Source organism: Micromonospora sp. NPDC005206 (assembly GCF_040608175.1).
In the GTDB taxonomy this organism is placed as follows: domain Bacteria; phylum Actinomycetota; class Actinomycetes; order Mycobacteriales; family Micromonosporaceae; genus Micromonospora.
This window is the reverse complement of the sequence record NZ_JBEXHU010000016.1, coordinates 128,025-144,881: the sequence shown is the minus strand read 5'-3', so window position 1 is coordinate 144,881 and position 16,857 is coordinate 128,025. Positions and strand designations below refer to the sequence as shown.

Sequence of the window (16,857 nt, the reverse complement as noted above, 5' to 3'; positions counted from 1 at the left end):
AGGACGACCTGATGAGCAACCCGACCGCAGCCGACCTGCCCGACGAGGGCATCGAACCGATCGCGATCGTCGGTCTGGCCGCGCGCCTGCCCGGCGCGGCCGACGTGCGCGAGTTCTGGCGCAACCTCATCGACGGGGTGGAGTCGGTCACCGAGCTGACCCGGGAGGAGCAGCTGGCCCGGGGCGCGAGCGTGGAGGAGGTCGACGACCCGGGCTGGGTCAGTCGCGCTCCGCTGGTCGACGGCTACGACGAGTTCGACGCCACGCTGTTCGGGATGACCGGCCGGGAGGCGGAGCTGACCGACCCGCAGCACCGCCTGTTCCTGGAGTCCTGCCACACGGCGCTGGAGGACGCCGGCTACGACCCGACCCGCTACGACGGCGCGATCGGCGTGTACGCCGGCACCGGCGGCAACATCTACCTGAACCGGCACGTGCTGCGGAACCGGCGGGTCGGCGGCAACCCGCACTCCGCGGTCTCCATCGCCACCGGCAACTCGCCGAACTATGTGGCCACCAACGTGTCGTACCGGCTGGACCTGCGCGGGCCGAGCCTGACCGTGCACACCGCCTGCTCCACGTCGCTGGTCGCGTTCCACCTGGCCTGCGAGGCGCTGCGCAACGGCGAGTGCGACATGGCGCTCGCCGGTGGTGTGAACATCGAGCTGCCGCACGTCGGCTACCTCGGCATGGACGGCTTCACCTCACCCGACGGCCGCTGCCGCCCGTTCGACGCCGCCGCCAACGGCACGGTGTGGGGCAGCGGCGCCGGGGTGACCCTGCTCAAGCGGCTCTCCGACGCGATCGCCGACGGGGACGCCATCCGCGCGGTCGTGCTCGGCAACGCGATCAACAACGACGGCGCCGCCAAGGTCGGCTTCACCGCGCCCAGCATCGACGGGCAGGCGGCGGCCATCGCCCAGGCCGTGGCCATGGCCGACGTCGACCCGCGCACCATCAGCTACGTCGAGGCGCACGGCACCGGCACCGCGATGGGTGATCCGATCGAGGTGGCGGCGCTGTCCGCCGTGTACGCCCGGGACACCGACGAGCGGGGCTGGTGCGGCATCGGCTCGGTGAAGTCGAACATCGGCCACCTCAGCCAACCCTCCGGCATCGTCAGCGTGATCAAGACGGTGCTCGCCATGGAGCACGGGCTGATCCCGCCGACGATCAACTTCGAGACGCCGAATCCGGCCGTCGAGTTCGCCGACACCCCGTTCTACGTGGCGAACACCCTCACCAAGTGGGACACCGACGGCGGGCCCCGCCGGGCCGGGGTCAGCTCGTTCGGCATCGGCGGCACCAACGCCCACGTGGTGCTGGAGGAGGCGCCGGCGGCGTACCGCACGGACCGTCGGGTGCGCCCGGCGTACCTGCTCCAGGTCAGCGCGGCCACCCCGAGCGCCCTGGACGGGGCGGTGCAACGCCTCGCCACGCACCTGGACGGCGCCGCCGACGCCGGGCCCGCGTACCTCGCCGACGTCGCGCACACCCTGTTCGTCGGCCGCCGCGCACACCCGCACCGCCGCGCCGTCGTCGCCACCGACCTCCCCACGGCAGCAGCCGCCCTCCGTGCCCCTCTCCGCGGACCGAAACCATCGACCGACCGTCCAGCCCCGACAGTGGCATTCCTGTTCTCCGGTCAGGGCGCCCAGTACGCGGGGATGGGCGCGCAGCTCTACGCCGAGCAGCCCCGCTTCGCCGCGGTCGTCGACGAGTGCGCCGAGCTGCTCCGCCCCGACCTGGGTCTGGACCTGCGCGACCTGATCCTCGGCCGGGATCCGGCGGCGGGGGAGAAGCTCACCCAGACCCGCTACACCCAGCCCGCGCTGTTCACCGTCGAGTACGCCCTGGCCGCGCTCTGGCAGGCCGCCGGGGTCCGACCGGCCGCGATGATCGGCCACTCCATCGGCGAGTACGTCGCGGCCACCGTGGCCGGCGTGCTGAGCCTGCCGGACGCGCTGCGGGTGGTCGCCGCCCGGGGCCGGCTGATGCAGTCGTTGCCCGCCGGCTCGATGCTCGCCGTCGCGCTGGACGAGTCGGTCGTCGCCGACCTGCTGCCCGACGGCCTCTCGGTGGCCACGGTCAACGGCCCGGGCACCTGTGTGGTGGCCGGCGAGACCGCCGCCGTCGAGGCGTTCGCCGCGACGCTGAAGGGCAAGTCGAAGGCGTTGCGCACGTCGCACGCGTTCCACTCGCCGATGGTGGAGCCGATTCTCGCCGAGTTCACCGCGCTGATGGGCACGGTCCCGCTGCGCCCGCCGACGGTGCCGTTCCTGTCCAACGTCACCGGCACCTGGATCACCGCTGAGCAGGCGATCGACCCGGCGTACTGGGCGACGCACCTGCGTCAGCCGGTCCGCTTCGGCGACTGCGTGGCCACCCTGCTGGCCGCCGGCACGTGGCAGCTGGTCGAGTGCGGTCCCGGCCGGCAGTTGGCCAGCCTGGCCCGGATGCAGGTCGCGAAGGCCGCGCCGGAGCAGCGCTCGCTCACCCCGCTGGCCAGCCTGCCCGCCGCCGGGGAGAGCACCGGTGATCTGGCCGCCCTGCTCGCCACCGCCGGCGCGCTGTGGTGCGCCGGGCTTCCGGTGCGCGTCGACGCCGACCCGACGGCCCGCCGGGTGCCGCTGCCCACGTACCCGTTCGAGCGCCGCCGCTACTGGATCGAGCCGGACCCGGAACAGCCCGTCGCCGCCGCGCCGGTGGAGACCGGGCCGCGACCGCTGGCCGGGTGGTTTGCGGTGCCGGTCTGGCGGCAGGCCGCGCCGCTGCCGCCGTCCGGGTCGTTGGGCCGCTGCCTGGTCCTCACGGCGGGTCCGCGCGGTGACGCGCTGGTCGCCGGCCTGCGGGCCGCCGGTGCCGACCCGGTGCCGGTACGCCCCGGCGACGCCTTCGCCGCCGCCGACGGTGGTTACCGGCTGCGCCCGGGTGTACGCGCCGACCACGACGCGTTGGTCGCCGCGCTCACCGCCGACGCCGCACCGCCGATCCGGCTGGTGCACGCGTTCACCCTGGACGCCGCGCCGACTGGCACCGACATCGCGGCCACCTGGGCCGCCCAGGACCTGGGCTTCTTCAGCGCCCTGCACCTGGTGCAGGCGCTCGCCGGCGCCGGGCTGACCGGCGAGGAGCACGGCCTCGCCCTGGACCTGCTCACCGCCGGCACCGGCGACGTGCGCGGCGACGACCTGCGCCGCCCGGAGCACGCCACCCTCGCCGGGTTGGCCCGGGTGCTCCCGGCCGAGCTGCCCGGGCTGGCGGTCCGGCTCATCGACGCGGACCCGACCGACGACGACGCCGGCCCGCTGGTCGCCGAGCTGCGCCGTCCCCGGGAGCCCGAGGTGGCCCTGCGTGGCGGCCGCCGCTGGGTGGCCGACGTCGAGCAGGTGACGATCGACGCCGAGGGGGAGCCGGGCGCGCTCCGCGACGGCGGCCGGTACGTGATCACCGGCGGCCTCGGCGGCATCGGCATCACCCTGGCCGAGGACTTCGCCACCCGGGCGCGCGCGAAGCTGGTGCTGCTGGCCCGCTCCGGGCTGCCCGAGCGCGAGCGGTGGGACGACCACCTCGCCGTGCGCGGCGATGATCGGGCCGGACGGGCCATCGCGGCGATCCGCCGGATAGAGGCCGCCGGCGCCGAGGTGCTCGTGCTCGCCGCCGACGTCACCGACCCGGCCGACCTGCGCCGGGTCCGCGACGCCGCGACGGCCGCGTACGGCGGCGTCGACGGCATCGTCCACGCGGCCGGTCTGCCCGGCGGTGGGATGGCCGAGGTCAAGGAGCGGGCCGAGGCGGAACGGGTGCTCGCCCCGAAGCTCGCCGGCACCCTCGCCCTCGCCCAGGTCTTCGGCGACCTGCCGCTGGACTTCGTGGTGCTCTGCTCGTCCATCACCGCGGTGGTCGGCGGCTTCGGGCAGGTCGACTACTGCGCCGCGAACGCCTTCCTGGACGCGCACGCCCGCTCCGGCGCGGGCTGGCGGGCCCCGGTGCTGTCGCAGAACTGGGGTGGCTGGGCCGAGGTGGGCATGGCCGTGGAGACCGCCGCGCCGGCCGGGTTCCGGGCGGCCGGCCGCGACACGGTGACGAGCCCGGTCGACCACCCGGTGCTCACCACGAAGGTCACCGGGCCGGCGGAGACGGTGCTGCACGGTCTGGTCTCCGCCAGCACCCACTGGCTGCTCGACGAGCACCGGATCGGCGGGGTTCCGGTGGTGCCGGGCACCGCCCACCTGGAGTCGGTGCGGGCCGCGGTGGCGTCCGCGCTGCCCGCCCCCGGCCCGGGAGCGGCCGTGGAGCTGCGCGACGTGGTCTTCCTGGAGCCGTTCGCGGTGCCCGACGGCACCGTCGCCCAGTACCGGGTGGAGCTGACGCGGGCCGACGACGGCGGCACGGACTTCGCGGTCCGGAGCCTGGCCGGTGGCCGACTGCGCACCCATGTGCGGGGCGCGGCCGGCTGGACCGACGAGCCGGCCCCACCGGCTGTCCCGGCCGTTCCGGCCGGCCGTCGGGTGGACGACGACGCCTCCTTCGGCCGGGGCAGGACCAGCATGCTCACCTTCGGGCCGCGCTGGGCGGCGCTGGGCGAGCATCACCTGGCCGACGGCTCCGAACTGGCGGTGGTCGAGGCACCCGCTCCGGCCGTCGGCGACCTGCCCGACTGGGGCCTGCACCCCGCGCTGCTGGACGTGGCGACCGCGTTCGGCCGGGGTCAGGGCAGCGGCACGTACCTGCCGATGTCGTACGGCCGGATCGTGGTGCGGGGGCCGCTGCCGGCCCGGTTCACCAGCGAGCTGCGGCACCGGGCCGGCGACACCGACGAGGTCGTCGCCGCCGATCTGTCGCTGCGCGACCCGGGCGGCCGGGAGCTGGTCGCGATCAGCGACTTCGTGCTGCGCCGGGTCGACCAGGGCGCGGTCACCGGCGGCCTGACCGGACCGTCCGACGCTGACGGAGGCTCTGCCGCGCCGACCTCGACCGAGGACATCCGGCCGGTGGACGGCGCGGAGGCGTTCCGTCGCAGCCTCACCGCCGGCCTCGGCGCCCAGGTGGTCATCGCCACCCGGACGGTGGACGACATCCGCCGCCGAGCCGGGCGGGTCACCACCGGCAACCTCACCGGCGACGACGTGGTCGCCGATCCGGTCCAGCCCGGCGTCGGGGACGGCAGCGCCGCACCGGGCACCGAGCTGGAGAGCACCATCGCCCGGGTGTGGCAGGACGCGCTCGGGGTGACCCGGGTCGGCCTCGACGACGACTTCTTCGCCCTGGGCGGCAACTCTTTGGTCGCGGTGCAGCTCATCGCGGCGATGCGCAGGGCGACCGGGGTGAAGCTGCCGATGCGCAGCCTCTTCGAGATCCCCACCGTGGCCGGGCTGGCCGCCCGGATCGAGGAGTTGCGCGGCACGACCACCGACGAGCCGGCCAGCCCGGCACCGATCCCCGCCATTCCGCGACTGCCCCGCGCGTGACGAGAAATCAGGACTGGAGAGCCATGAGCGACACGATCGCCACGCTGCCCGTGGTCGTCGAATCCGACGGCCGGGCACTGACCGAGCTGATTACCGAGCGCCGCGCCGAGCTGCGGACCACCCTCGCCGAGCAGGGTGGTCTGCTGTTCCGCGGCTTCGACGTGGACGGGGTGGACGGCTTCGACCAGGTGGTCCGGGCGCTGTCCGGTGAGCCGCTGACCTACACCGAGCGGTCCTCGCCGCGGCACGCCATCAAGGGCCAGGTGTACACCTCGACCGACTACCCGCCGGACGAAGAGATCTTCCTGCACAACGAGAACTCGTACCAGGCGCGCTGGCCGTTGACCCTGTTCTTCTACTGCATCACCGCGCCGGAGACGCTGGGCGCCACACCCCTGGCCGACATCCGCCAGGTCTACCGGGAGATCGACCCCGCGGTACGCGAGGAGTTCGTCCGCCGCCGCTGGATGCTGATGCGCAACTTCCACGAGGACTTCGGCGCCAGCTGGCAGCACGTGTTCGGCACCGACGACCGGGCCGAGGTCGAGGCGTACGCGGCCGCCAACCGGATCAGTCTGGAGTGGACCGGCCGCGACGGGCTGCGTACCCGGGCGGTCCGCGACGCCGTGCACCACCGGCCCGGCTCGGACACCCCCCGCTGGTTCAACCACGCCACCTTCTTCCACGTGAGCAGCCTGGCCAAGGACATCCAGGAAGGCCTGCTGGCCATGTTCGGCGCCGACGGGTTGCCGTCGAACACCTACTACGGCGACGGCGGTGAGATCCCCGCCGACGTCATGGACCACCTGCGCGCCGCGTACCGGGCCGCCAGCGTCCGATTCGACTACCAGCGCGACGACGTGCTGGTGGTCGACAACATGACCGCCGCGCACGGGCGGGAGCCGTTCACCGGCGCCCGGAGGATCGCCGTCGCGATGGCCGAACCGCACACCCCCGACACCGTTGGAGAGCAGTGATGGCCGAAACCCGATTCCTGGTCGTACGCAACGACGAGGAGCAGTACTCCATCTGGTCGGCCGAGCGGGACCTCCCGGCGGGGTGGCACGACGCCGGCTTCGCCGGCACCCGCGAGGAGTGCCTGGCGCACATCGACACCGTCTGGACCGACATGCGCCCCCGCTCGGTACGCGAGGCGAGCCGGTGAGCGCGAGGAGCACAGCGCAGCGGAGCCCCGCAGTCGCGAACGGAAGGCGGCACCGGTGAGCGCGAGGAGTGCAGCGAAGCGGAGCCCCGCAGTCGCGAACGGAAGGTGGCACCGATGACCAGGGAGTGGACCTTCCCGGCCTCCTTCGCCCAGGAGCGGGTGTGGACCGCCAACCAACTCGACCCGGGTTCGCCGGTCTACAACGTCTCGGCGCCGTGGCGGTTCCCGGCCGGCGTCACCGCGGCGCAGGCCGTCGAGGTGCTCGCCCAGGTGGTCGCCCGGCACGAGTCGCTCCGTACCCACCTGCGGATGGTCGACGGCGCGCTGGTGCAGGTGGTCCGTGCCGCCGAGCCGCTGGAGCTGCCCGAGCTGGACCTGACCGGCCTGCCCGCCGACGAGCAGGAGCGCCGGTACGCCGAGACGATGACCGAGCTTGCCCGCACCCCGATCCCGTTGGACGCCCCGCCACCGTGGCGGGCCCGGCTGGCCCGCTTCGACGACCGGCTCCGGTTGCAGTTCGTGGTGCACCACGCGGTCTTCGACAGCCACTCCGCGGTGCTCTTCGACGCCGAGTTGGCCGCGTTCAGCCGGGCCGCGCTGACCGGCGCGCCCGCCGACGTGCCCGAGCTGCCCATCCAGTACGCCGACTTCGCCGTCTGGCAGCGTGACCAGCTCTCCGGTGACGAGCTGACACGCCAGCTCGCCTTCTGGCGCGAGCAGTTGGCCGGCGCGCCGGCGGTGACCGGCCTGCCGTTGGACCGGCCACGCCCCACCCAGCTCGGCTTCGCCGGCGACGAGGTGCGTTTCGACCTTCCCGAAGGGCTGCTGGACCGCGTCGGGCAGCTCGCCGCCGACGCCTCGGCCACCCCGTACATGGTGCTGCTGGCCACCTTCGCGGCGCTGCTGTCCCGGATCTCCGGCGATCCCGAGGTGGTGGTCGGGGTCTCCACCGCCGGGCGGGACACGGCCGAGCTGACCCCGCTGATCGGCATGTTCGTCAACCCGGTCGCGCTGCGGTGCGACCTGGCCGGCGACCCGAGCGTCGCCGAGCTGCTCGGCCGGATCCGTGCCGGCCTGGTGGACGCGATGGAGCACGGGCAGACGCCGTTCCAGCGGATCGTCGAGGTGGTCACACCGCACCGTGACCCGTCGGTGCAGCCGGTGTTCCAGACCGCGCTGAACTTCATCCCGGACTCCGGCCTGGACCCGGTGCCGCTGGGCACCACCAAGGACGACCTGGCCTTCGACATCACCGGCGGCACCAGTCGGCTGGTCTACCGCACCGACCTGTTCGACCGGGCCACCGCCGAGTCGGTCGTCGCCCGCTACCTGCGGCTGCTCGCCGCCGCCGTCGCCGACCCGGCGACGCGGCTGTCCGCGCTGCCCCTGCTCGACGACGCCGAACGCGACGTGCTGCTCACCTGGACCGGCACCGGTGGTGAGGTCGCCCCGGCCACCCTGGTCGCCGAGGTCGAGCGGCAGGCCGCCGCCACCCCGGCCGCGGTCGCGCTGGTCTGCGACGGCATGCACCTGAGCTACGCCGAGCTGGCCGCCCGGGCCAACCGGCTGGCCCGGCTCCTGGTCGAGCGCGGCGCCGGCCCGGAGACCAGGGTCGCGCTGCTGCTGCCCCGCTCGGTGGAGCTGGTGGTGGCCATCCTCGCGGTGCTCAAGTCCGGCGCGGCGTACCTGCCGGTGGACACCGACTACCCGGCGAACCGGATCGGCTACCTGCTGGCCGACGCCGAGCCGGCGCTGGTGCTGGCCACCCCGCGGACGGCCGAGCTGGCCCCGACCGACGCGCTGGTGCTCGGTCCGACGACCGCCGCCGACCTGGACGGCGCCGACCTGACCGACGACGACCGGCGGTCGCCGCTGCACCCGGAGCACCCCGCGTACCTGCTCTACACCTCCGGCTCCACCGGCCGGCCCAAGGGCGTGCTGATCGAGCACCGCGCGGTCACCGCGTACCTGGCCTGGGCCCAGGACACCTACCCCGGGCTGGCCGGCACCGCGCTGCTGCACTCGCCGGTCTCGTTCGACCTGACCGTGACCGGGCTGCTCGGCCCGCTCACCGCCGGCGGCACGGTCCGGTTGGCCGGCATCGACACGCCGGCGGCCCGCGCCGGCGGCCCGCCCACCTTCCTCAAGGTCACCCCCAGCCACCTGCCGCTGCTCGACGACGCGCTGTCGCCCACCACCGACCTGGTGATCGGCGGCGAGGCGCTGGCCGGTGAGCAACTGGCCGGCTGGCGGGGGGCCCACCCCGAGGTGGCCGTGATCAACGAGTACGGCCCCACCGAGGCGACCGTCGGCTGCGTCGCGGCCCGGATCGCCCCCGGGCAGCCGGTGCCCGCCGGTCCGGTGCCGATCGGCCAACCCACCTGGACGACCCGGGTCCACCTGCTCGACGCCGCGCTGACCCCGGTACCGCCGGGCGTGGTCGGCGAGCTGTACGTCGCCGGGTCGCAACTGGCCCGGGGCTACCTGCGCCGGCCGGCGCTCACCGCCGAGCGCTTCCTGCCCTGCCCGTACGGGCCGGCGGGGGAGCGGATGTACCGCACCGGTGACCTGGCCCGCTGGCGGGCCGACGGGACGCTGGAGTACGTGGGCCGCCGGGACAACCAGGTCAAGGTCCGGGGCATGCGGATCGAGCTGGGCGAGATCGAGTCGGTGCTGCGTGCCCGGCCGGACGTGGACGAGGCCGTGGTCGTGGTCCGCGCCGACAGCGGCGAGCCGACACTGGTCGGCTACCTGGTCGGCCGGGTCGACGAGGCGGCGCTCGCCGCCGACCTGGCCCTTGAGCTGCCCGCGCACCTGGTGCCGAGCGCTCTCGTCCGGCTGGACGCGCTGCCGCTGACCCCGAACGGCAAGCTGGACACCGCCGCGCTGCCGGCCCCGGCCGCCGCCACCTCCGGCGGCTTCGTCGCCCCGCGCACCGACGCCGAGGCCCTGGTCGCCGAGATCTACGCCGAGATCCTCCAGTTGGAGAAGGTCGGTGCGCTCGACGACTTCTTCGCCCTGGGTGGCAACTCGTTACGCGGCATGCGGGCGATGGCGCGCATCCGCGCCGAGGTGGACGTGGAGTTGCCGATGCGGGCGCTGTTCAGCAGCCCGGTGGTCGCCGACCTGGCCGCCCAGATCGAGCAGCGGATCGCCGCCGAGCTCGACGAGCTCTCCGACACCGAGGTCGCCGCGCTGCTCGCGGCGGAGAAGGACACCCCGACATGACCGACGTGAAGGACCCGGCCCGCGACGCCGCCCGACAGGCGCTGATCACCCAACGGCTGCGCCGCCGGTCGGGCGGCACCCCCGCCGCGCGGATCACCCCCCGCCCGCCGGACGCCGAGGTGCCGCTGTCGTACGCCCAGGAGCGGGTCTGGTTCATGGATCAGCTCGCCCCCGGCGAGGCGGCGTACCACATCGCGGTGCCGCTGCGGGTGCGTGGCCCGCTCGACGTCGCGGCCCTGCGCCGGGCGCTGGCCGACCTGACCCGGCGGCACGAGTCGCTGCGCACCCGGTTCCCGGCCGACTCCGACGGGCGGCCCACCGCGGTGCTCGACGACGCGGTCGAGGTGCCGCTGACCGTGGTCGACGCCGCCGACGAGGCCGCCGCGCGGGCGCTGGTCGACCAGGCGGCGGCCGAGCCGTTCGACCTGGCCAACGGGCCGCTGCTGCGGGCCCTGCTGATCCGCCTGGCGCCGACCGAGCACGTGTTCTTCCTCGGCCAGCACCACATCGTCGGCGACGGCTGGTCGGTAGACGTGCTGTTGCGCGACCTGATCACCCGCTACCGCGACAGGGAGCTGCTTGCCCTGCCGGTGCAGTACGGCGACTTCGCCGTCTGGGAGGCGCGGGAGCTGACCGGGCCGAGTGCCCGCCGGCACCTGGACTGGTGGAAGGGACGGCTGGCCGGGATCACGCCCCTGGAGCTGCCGCTGGACCTGCCCCGGCCGGCGACCCAGACCTACCGGGGCGACTTCGTCGAGTTCACCCTGGACGCTGCCGCCACCGAGGGGCTGGCCGCGCTGACCCGCTCCTACGGCGGCACGCTGTTCATGACCCTGCTCGCTGCGTACCAGGTGTTCCTGGCCCGGCACGCCGGCCAAGACGACTTCGCGGTGGGCGCCTCGGTGGCCGGCCGGTCCGCGCCGGAGCTGGAGAACGTGGTCGGCATGTTCGTCAACATGCTGCCGCTGCGCGCCGAGCTGGCCGGCGACCCGACCTTCACCGAGCTGCTGGGGCGGACCCGCCGCGCGGTGCTGGACGGGTTGGAGCACGCCGAGGTGCCGTTCGCCCGGGTGGTGCACGAGCTGGGCCTGCCACGCGATGTCAGCCGCTCGCCGGTGTTCCAGGCGATGTTCGTGTTGCAGAACTACGAGATGGGCCGGTTCGACGGTGTCGCCGACGACGGCGGGGTCGGCTTCGAGTGGCATCCGATGGAGCTGCGCGCCACCCGCTTCGACTTCGAGCTGCACGCCGTCGAGACCAGCGACGGGCTCTGGGGCAAGCTGGTCTTCAACACCGACCTGTTCACCCGGGCCACCGTCGAGCGGATGGCGCACCGGCTGACCACCCTGCTGCGCGCCGTGGTCGCCGCACCGGACCTGCCGGTCTCCGCGCTGGACCTGCTCGCCCCGGCCGAGCGGGAGCTGTTGACCGGATGGAACGACACCGCCGGCGACTTCCCCCGGCAGCAGACGCTGCACGCCCCGATCGAGGAGCGGGCCGCCCGTACCCCGGACGCGGTGGCGCTGCGGTTCTCCGGCCGCTCGGTGACGTACGCCGAGCTGAACGCGGCGGCGAACCGGGTGGCGCACCGCCTGCGCGGCGCCGGGGTGGGCCCGGAGACCCTGGTCGGGGTCTGCGCGGAACGTTCGGTGGAGCTGGTCGCCGGCCTGCTCGGCGTGCTCAAGGCCGGCGGCGCCTACCTTCCGCTGGACCCGGAGTACCCGCCGGACCGGCTGGCCTTCATGGTCACCGACGCCGCGGCGCCGGTGGTGCTGGTGCAGGAACACCTACGCGACGTGCTGCCGGCGACCGACGCGAGCGTGCTCGCCCTGGACGACGAGTCGACCTGGGCCGACCAGCCGGTGACCGACCCGACTCCGGCGGCGGACCCGGCCAACCTCGCGTACGTCATCTACACCTCCGGCTCCACCGGCCGGCCCAAGGGCGTGCCGAACACCCACCGGGGCATCGTCAACCGCCTCGACTGGATGCAGCGCACCTATCGGCTCGGCGCCGACGACGCGGTGTTGCAGAAGACCCCGGCCAGCTTCGACGTCTCGGTCTGGGAGTTCTTCTGGCCCCTGCGCGAGGGCGCCCGACTGGTGCTGGCCGAGCCGGGCGGTCACAAGGACGCCGGCTACCTGCGCGACCTGCTGATCTCCGAGCGGGTCACCACCGCCCACTTCGTACCGTCCATGCTCACCGTCTTCCTCGCCGAGGACGGCGTCGAGGCGGCCACCGCGCTGCGTCGGGTGATCTGTAGCGGCGAGGAGCTGCCGCTCGCCGCGGCCCGGGACTTCACCGCCGGGTTGCCCGGCTGCGGCCTGCACAACCTGTACGGCCCCACCGAGGCGGCGATCGACGTCAGCGCCTGGACGTGCGACCCGGCGCTGCTGGCGGAGCTGACCAGCGTGCCGATCGGCGCGCCGATCAGCAACCTGAGGCTGCACGTGCTGGACGCCCGGGGCAACCCGTGCCCGGTCGGCGTCGCCGGTGAGCTGCACATCGGCGGCGTCGGGCTGGCCCGGGGCTACCACCGCCGGCCGGCGCTGACCGCCGAACGGTTCGTGCCGGACCCGTTCGCCGCCGAGCCGGGCGCCCGGCTCTACCGCACCGGCGACCTGGCCCGCTGGCGCGTCGCGCCCGGCGTGGCGGACGGCGGGGTGCTCGAGTTTCTCGGGCGGATCGACCACCAGGTCAAGCTGCGCGGGCTGCGCATCGAGCTGGGCGAGATCGAGAGTGCGCTGCGCGCCCAGCCCGGGGTGACCGAGGCGGTGGTGCTGGTCCGCGAGGACACCCCCAGCGACAAGCGGCTCACCGGGTACCTGGTCGGCGCGGCCGAGCACGACGCGGTCAAGGCGGCGTTGAAGGAGACCCTGCCCGAGTACATGGTGCCCGCCGCGTTCGTCACCCTGGACGCCCTGCCGCTGAGCCCGAACGGCAAGCTGGACCGCAGGGCGCTGCCCGCGCCGGTGGTCACCCGCGCCGCGTCGGTGGCGCTGGTCGAGCCGCGCGACGACACCGAGCGGTTGCTCGCCGGCATCTGGTCGGACGTGCTCGGGGTGGCGACCCTCGGCATCGACGACGACTTCTTCGATCTGGGTGGGCATTCGATGCTCGCCACCCAGGTGGTGGCCCGGATCCGCAAGGCCGAGCACGGGGGACGGCCGGTCGGCGTGATGGACCTGTTCCAGCAGCGGACCATCCGCGACCTGGCCACGTTCATGTCCGGCGACGGTGAGAGCGACGGGCCGCGCCGGCTGCTCTACGAGCTGACCAAGCCGATCCCGGTGGCGCAGCGGGTGATCACCTACGTCTGTGTGCCGTACGGCGGCGGCAGCGCGATCGTCTACCAGCCCCTCGCGGACGCGCTGCCGGCCGGGCACGCGCTCTGGTCGCTGGCCATCCCGGGTCACGACGTGGGGCTCACCGAGGACGCGCTGCCCTTCGACGAGCTGACCTCCCGGGTCGCCGAGGAGATCCTGGAGCGCGTCGAGGGCCCGCTCGCCCTGTACGGGCACTGCGGCGTCGGCAGTGCGATCGTCGCCGAGGTGGCCCGCAAGGTGGAAGCCGCCGGCCGGGAGTTGACCGCCCTCTACATCGGCGCGATGTTCCCGTTCGCCCGTCCGAAGGGACTTTTCGCGGCGGTCCGCACCCGGCTGGAGAAGCTGCGCAGCAACAAGCACTACGCGAGCTGGCTCAAGTCGATGGGGGTGGACACCGACGAGCTGGACCCGGAGCAGGCCGACCGGATCATCAGCAACATGCGCGCCGACTCCCGGGCCTCGGAGGAGTACTTCACGGACCTGCTCGACCGGCGCGCGGAGAAGCTGCGCGCCCCGATCATCTCGGTGGTCGGCTCGGAGGACCCGGTCACCGACTACCACACCGAGCGGTACGCCGAGTGGCAGTTCCTCAGCGACCGGCTGGGGCTGGTCGTCCTCGACCAGGCCGGGCACTTCTTCCTCAAGTACCGGGCCGAGGAGCTGGCCGAGATCGTCACCCGGGTGCACCCGGCGCTCGTCGCCGGCGACGTCGCCGCGCTGACCCCGCAGGCACGCGGCGAGGACGCCGGCTGGGCGGTGGCCGACACCACGGGCGTCGACGCCCGCACCGGCCCGGAACAGCCGGTGGTCCGGCCGAGCATGGCCCGGTTCGTGGCGGTCACCGCCGGTCAGTTGGTCTCCACCACCGGCTCCGCGCTGACCGCGTTCGCCCTGCCGATCTGGCTGTTCACCCGCACCGGCTCGGTGGCCAACCTGGGCCTGCTCTGGGCCCTCGCGCTGGTCTGCGGCGTGCTGATGCTGCCGGTCGCGGGCGCGATCACCGACCGGGTCAGCCGGCGAAAGATCATGATGATCGCCAGTTGCAGCGCCGGCTCGATCCAGCTGATCCTCGCCGCGCTGCTCTGGACCGACAACCTGGCGCTCTGGCACATCTACGCCCTGGTGGCGCTGAGTCAGGTCGCCGGATCGTTCCAGCGGATCGCGTTCCAGTCGGCCGTGCCGCAGCTGGTGCCCAAGCGCTACCTGGGCCACGCCATGGGCATCACCCAGCTCTCCAACGGCTTCGGCATGCTGCTCATGCCGGTCTTCGCCGCGGGTCTGCTGGCCGCCATCGACCTCAAGGGCATCCTGCTGCTGGACGTGGTCAGCTACCTTGTCGCGGTGGTGACCCTGTCGGTGGTCCGCTTCCCCGACCTGCTCGGCTGGCGGCCCAGGGAGCGGCTGCTGGTGGCGATCGCGAACGGCCTGCGCTACTCGTGGCGCCACCGCGGCTTCCGCCTGATGCTGGGCTACTTCGCGCTGGGCAACATCTTCCTGGCCCCCGCGCTGGTGCTCACCACACCGCTGGTGCTCTCCTTCGGCAGCGCCACGCAGGTGGCCCAGGTGGCTCTAGCCGAGGCCCTCGGCGCGGTCGCCGGTGGCGTACTCATGTCGCTGTGGGGCGGGCCCCGACACCGACGCATGATCGGCGTGCTGATCGGCAACATCGGCACGGCGGTCGGCTGCGTCCTGGTCGGCCTGGACGCGTCCGTCGCGATGATCTGCGTCGGCGCCTTCTGGCTGGCCATGTCGATGACCACCGCGCAGTCCATCTACGCCACCATCGTCCAGGTCAAGGTGCCGCAGCGCTTCCACGGCCGGGTGTTCAGCCTCAACCAGACCATCACCTGGTCGACGCTGCCGATCGGCTTCGCGCTGCTCGCCCCGGCCGCCACCGGTCTGTTCGAGCCGATGCTCGCCCCGGACGGGGCGCTCGCCGGGTCGGTGGGCGCGGTGATCGGCACCGGTCCGGGCCGGGGCATCGGCTTCGCGTACGTCTGCTTCGGCGCGGCGCTGGTCCTGATCAGCCTGGGCGGCTTCGCGATCCGGCTGCTGCGCCGTTTCGACCTGGAGGTGCCGGACTCGCTGCCCGACGACCTGATCGGCGCGCAGGAGCGGGAACGCCGACTGGCCGCCCGCGCCACGGAACGCGAGGAGGAGCGGGTGCCGGTCGGGGTGTGACGGGTGCGGGTGCCACCGCCGTGCCGCACGGCACCGCGGTGGCACCCACCGCGTACGAGATCATCTTCGGGATTGGCCGGACCTCCCGAGCTGCGCCGTGGTACGAGTGCTCGGTGAATCCTGATGGCCGCAGCCGGCCTGCGGGCAGCCCGCCACCGCGCGACCGGCTGGTGGCACGCGCGAAAGCAACTGCCGCTCGGGTTCGGGGCCGAGGTGGCCGGGCGGGACGACTGCGGCTCAGTCAACTGGAAGTCGCCCTGGTCATCTCGGTACAGGCAGGACTCGCCGCGGCTCTGGCCTGGTCGATAGGGCACGATCTGCTGGGCAACCCCGCGCCGATCTTCGCCCCCTCCGCTGCGGTGGGCACGATCGTCGCCTCACTCGGGCAGCGCGCCCACCGCACGGTCGAACTGCTGCTCGGAGTCGGGCTCGGCATCGCCACCACCGACTTCCTGCTGTCCTTTCTGGGCACCGGGTTCTGGCAGACCGGATTCGTCGTCGGGTGCGCCATCCTCGCCACGCTGGTGCTCTTCGGACGCAGCGGGGCGGCCGTCGGCCAGGCCGGCGGCACGGCGGTGCTGCTCGCGACCCTGGCGCCGGCCCAGAAGGACCTGGAATGGCCGCGCATCGTTGAGGCGATGGTCGGCGGAGCGGTGGGCCTCGTGGTGGTCGCCTTGCTGATACCGCTGAACCCGATGCGGATCCTCGACCGTGACGCGGCCCCCATCTTCCACTGCCTCGCCCGTCAGTTACGGGAGGTCTCCAAAGCGCTGACGACGAGCGATCAGCAGCGGGCGGTTCGCGCGTTGGACGCCCTACGCGCCATGGGACCGGACCTCGACCGGATGCACCAGGCACTCAGCGGCGCCGAGGAGGTCGTCAGCCTCGCGCCGGCCCGTTGGCTGCGCCGGCAGGATGTGGAGCGGTTCGCGCGTGCGAGCCAGCAGATGGAACGGGTCATCGAGCACAGTCGGGGAGTGGCCCGCAGGTCAGCGCTGGCCTTGCAGTACAACGAACGGGTTCCTCCCGACCTGCCCGCGAGTGTCGGACAACTCGCCGACGCCGTCGAGTTGCTGCGCCGTGAGCACCGCGCCGGGCGCCCCACCGAGAAGACCCGGTACGCGGTACGCGCCGCCGTCTTCCAGGCTGGCCGAGCCCGAGCCCAGAGGGTCGACGAATTCGGCGACGCGGTGGTGACCCAGGTGCGTACCGCCGCCAGCGACCTCCTTCGCGCCACCGGGTGCGACGCGACAACGGCGAATGAGGAGGTACGCGACGCGGTGCAGCGGGGCGAGGAGTCCGTTCGAGCGGGTGGTACGCCGGAATGAGTCACCGGGTCGACGCCCACCCGGTGAAACGCTCGACCAGGTCAGCCGGCGGTCGGTCAGGGTGACGCGCACGCACCAATCCGGTGTGCCACGATTGAACGGACCTCGGGATGGCGCTGTGTCCCGGGTCGAGACAGTCGCCGCGTATCCGGATCTGC

The 16,857-nt window shown here is 73.6% G+C and carries 6 protein-coding genes; all 6 read left to right on the top strand.

What is annotated here, in order from left to right:
• The first annotated feature begins 11 nt into the window (after positions 1-11).
• A complete protein-coding gene (locus tag ABZU69_RS24690; RefSeq protein ID WP_354966707.1) occupies positions 12-5,471 on the top strand; it encodes an SDR family NAD(P)-dependent oxidoreductase in 5,460 nt (1,819 codons plus the stop codon).
• 23 nt (positions 5,472-5,494) lie between these two features.
• A complete protein-coding gene (locus ABZU69_RS24685) occupies positions 5,495-6,448 on the top strand; it encodes a TauD/TfdA family dioxygenase (protein ID WP_354966706.1) in 954 nt (317 codons plus the stop codon).
• Positions 6,448-6,636, top strand: coding sequence for an MbtH family protein (locus ABZU69_RS24680; RefSeq protein WP_354966705.1), 189 nt, complete (start codon positions 6,448-6,450; stop codon positions 6,634-6,636). The genes ABZU69_RS24685 and ABZU69_RS24680 overlap by 1 nt, the downstream gene beginning before the upstream one ends.
• Before the next feature lie 114 nt (positions 6,637-6,750).
• Positions 6,751-9,864 carry an amino acid adenylation domain-containing protein gene (locus ABZU69_RS24675; protein ID WP_354966704.1) on the top strand — a complete coding sequence of 1,038 codons (3,114 nt, stop codon included), beginning with the start codon at positions 6,751-6,753 and terminating at the stop codon, positions 9,862-9,864.
• Positions 9,861-15,371, top strand: coding sequence for an amino acid adenylation domain-containing protein (locus tag ABZU69_RS24670; protein WP_354966703.1), 5,511 nt, complete (start codon positions 9,861-9,863; stop codon positions 15,369-15,371). Before ABZU69_RS24675 ends, ABZU69_RS24670 begins: the two co-directional genes overlap by 4 nt.
• A complete protein-coding gene (locus ABZU69_RS24665; protein ID WP_354966702.1) occupies positions 15,368-16,699 on the top strand; it encodes an FUSC family protein in 1,332 nt (443 codons plus the stop codon). The genes ABZU69_RS24670 and ABZU69_RS24665 overlap by 4 nt, the downstream gene beginning before the upstream one ends.
• Positions 16,700-16,857: the final 158 nt, after the last annotated feature.

Excerpts from the sequence above, each read along its gene's own strand:
- ABZU69_RS24685 (WP_354966706.1), top strand. The coding sequence starts at position 5,495 with ATGAGCGACACGATCGCCACGCTGCCCGTGGTCGTCGAATCCGACGGC.
- ABZU69_RS24670 (WP_354966703.1), top strand. The coding sequence starts at position 9,861 with ATGACCGACGTGAAGGACCCGGCCCGCGACGCCGCCCGACAGGCGCTG.
- ABZU69_RS24680 (WP_354966705.1), top strand. The coding sequence starts at position 6,448 with ATGGCCGAAACCCGATTCCTGGTCGTACGCAACGACGAGGAGCAGTAC.
- ABZU69_RS24675 (WP_354966704.1), top strand. The coding sequence starts at position 6,751 with ATGACCAGGGAGTGGACCTTCCCGGCCTCCTTCGCCCAGGAGCGGGTG.
- ABZU69_RS24690 (WP_354966707.1), top strand. The coding sequence starts at position 12 with ATGAGCAACCCGACCGCAGCCGACCTGCCCGACGAGGGCATCGAACCG.